Genomic DNA, 2,650 nt, shown 5'->3' on the forward strand with positions numbered 1-2,650 from the left:
GACTCGTCGATCAGCCGATCCACTGGCCGCCATTCGAGAAGTGGTACCACGTACCCGAGATCTGGAGCCACCCGGTCGCCATGGCCCCATCGGAGGGGTTCAGGTAGTACCAGGAGCCGCCATCCTTGAGCCAGCCGGTCGCCATATCACCGGCAGCATTCAGGTAGTACCAGGCCGAACCCACCTGCGTCCAGCCCGTCACCATCGCGCCACTGGAGGGATCCAGGTAGTACCAGGAGCCGCCGACGAGAGTCCAGCCGCTCGCCTGAGCACCCGATCCAGTGTGGTAGTACCACGAGCCGCCATCCTTCACCCAGCCCGTGCGCATGTATCCGGACGCATCGAATCGGTAGACCGTACCGCCGATCGTCACCGCCTGATCCTTCGGGTAGGAGCCGTCCGCGTTGCGGTACCACCAGCCGCGAGAATCCTGTTTCCACTCACCGGTCTGGGGCTGGGGAGCCGGGGAGGATCCGACACGCAGCGTCGTCGAGTGGAGCGCGTACGAGGCATCGCGCACGTCGACGCGCAGGCTCACATCCGCGCTGGTCGGCGTCCACGCGTATGAGGCCACACCAGACGTGACAGCACTCCAGTCCTGCAGGACGGTTTCAGCGTTCCCCGGTCCAAGCTGAACGAAGCGCGCCTCGCGCACATTCTGGGTGCCGCCGGTAGCGGTGGCGGTCACCGTCGTCGACGTACCAAGGCTCGCGGTCAGCGCATACCCAGCCCCTGCCTCGGCGATGCCAGTGCCCGACAAAGCGAGCGTGGGCGCGGAGTACGCCTTCAGATTCGCCGTCGCGTATCCGGCCTTCTCCATCGCAGCCTTCACCGTCTTCCAGGCCTGCGATCCCTCCTTCCCGACAACGTAAATGGCGGTGTTCGCCTTCACGTCGGAGGCGGCGTCTTCGTCGAGTTCCAGCGACGTCAGGCTCGCAGGCAGGACAACGACGCGCGGCGTCTCACCCCAGAAGGAGAACGTCGTCATGCCCTCACCGAAGAACGCGCTCTCCGGGCGACCGTTCGAGGCCTGGCCCTCGGAGTAAAACTCGCCGTTCACACCGCCGCGCACGACGATGTGACGGACATTCCGGACGCCGCGCGTGACGATGCTCAGCTTCCTGACCCGATCCCCCAACTCAAGCGTATCCACGCCGGTATTCGACACGCCCTCAACCGAGGTGACGGACGCAGGAACAACCAAGCTGGTCAGATTCGTGCAGCCGCCGAATGCGTCCTCGCCGATTTCCTCGAGCCGTCCCAGGCCGGGGCGCAGGTTCACCTCGGTCAACGCGAGATCGTTCAGGAACGCGTCGTCCGAGACGGTGGTCGTACCACCCAGGTCCACTCGGGCAAGATTCGACGCGTACGAGAAGGCCCAGGAACCGATTGTCTCGAACGAATCCGGCAGGGTCAGCGAGGTGAGCCGAGAGCTTTCAAAGGCGTACTCGCCGATTCTGCGCAGTGAGGAAGGCAGCGTCACGGAAGTGACCGAGGCATCCGCGAACGCGTAGTCATCGATGTCGATGGTTCCATCAAGGACCGCGTAGGAGCCCCCCTTGTTCTTCGCCTGCGGATAGGCGATCAGGTGCGAATGATCCTTCGTGTACAAGACGCCGTCGACGCTCGCATAGTTGCCGTTGTTGGCGTCGACCTCAATGGAGGTAAGCGCTTTTGCGCCCGGGAAGGCAGCCACCAGCTGACCTGCAGCGACCTTGGCTCCGAGGCGGACCGAGGTGAGCCTACTCATCCCTGCGAAGGCATTGTCACCAATCGTCACGACGGAGCCGGGCAGTGTTATGGTCGCCAGGCTCGTTGACTGGAACGCGCGATCCCCAATCGTGGCGAGCTGGGACGGATGCGCCTTGTCGTCCTGGAAGGTAATCTCCCTCAAGTCCTGACTCACGAACGCATCATCGCCGATGACGCGCACGCTCGCCGGGATCCACAGCTTCGTCAACTGCGCGTTCCCGAACGCCTCAGTACTGATCTCGGTGACCCCATCGGGAATCGTGACCTCCGCGGAGCTTCCCGTGTAGGCGGTGAGAACGCCGTTCTTATCGATCTCGAAATCCCCAGACGGATTGGGCTGCGCGGCCGGTGACACGACGCTGACACTCGTTGTTGTCCCGGCGTCGACAGCGAAGGTCGCAGGAACGCCGACCGTCGTAAAAGAAACCGCCCCAGCCAGCGCTAACGCGAGCACTGATACTTTTCGATGAGACATGTATGTGTCCCCCTGTGTTGACAATTCGGTAAAGCGAGGGTTCGGTCCACGTGACACGAACGCTTGTCACACACTACTCCCCACAGAGATGTCACCCACTCTTTGCAACAACCATTCTCACGATACGTCAATCCCTCAATCACACGCGCTACCCGGAGTACCATGCGCCGTCATCGACAAGCCGCCTGTCCCGTGCTTGTCACCCCGCACCAGCTACCCCTGTACGCACGCTACCGCACAGACTCTGACCGGTCTCATTAGCATCTGACCGTCCGCGCCTGACGGAGTAGCTCACCGTACGGCACGACACATACGCCGAGGGGCCGACCTTTCGGTCGACCCCTCGGCGTATCCCATCAACACAGTGCGAGTTCTCCCAAATGACTCCTCAAACGTAGCTCGTCGGCATATCCCGGACCCGTG

1 protein-coding gene is annotated in these 2,650 nt (G+C 62.8%); it reads right to left on the reverse strand.

Annotation, left to right across the window (positions count from 1 at the left end; all coding sequences use genetic code 11):
• Positions 1-10: 10 nt before the first annotated feature.
• Positions 11-2,227, reverse strand: coding sequence for a leucine-rich repeat domain-containing protein (locus HMPREF1136_RS09670; RefSeq protein ID WP_034505748.1), 2,217 nt, complete (start codon positions 2,225-2,227; stop codon positions 11-13).
• Positions 2,228-2,650 lie beyond the last annotated feature (423 nt).

Source organism: Actinomyces sp. ICM47 (assembly GCF_000278725.1).
Taxonomy (GTDB): Bacteria; Actinomycetota; Actinomycetes; order Actinomycetales; family Actinomycetaceae; genus Pauljensenia.

Coding starts and splice junctions, on each gene's coding strand:
- HMPREF1136_RS09670 (WP_034505748.1), bottom strand. CDS start 2,227: ATGTCTCATCGAAAAGTATCAGTGCTCGCGTTAGCGCTGGCTGGGGCG.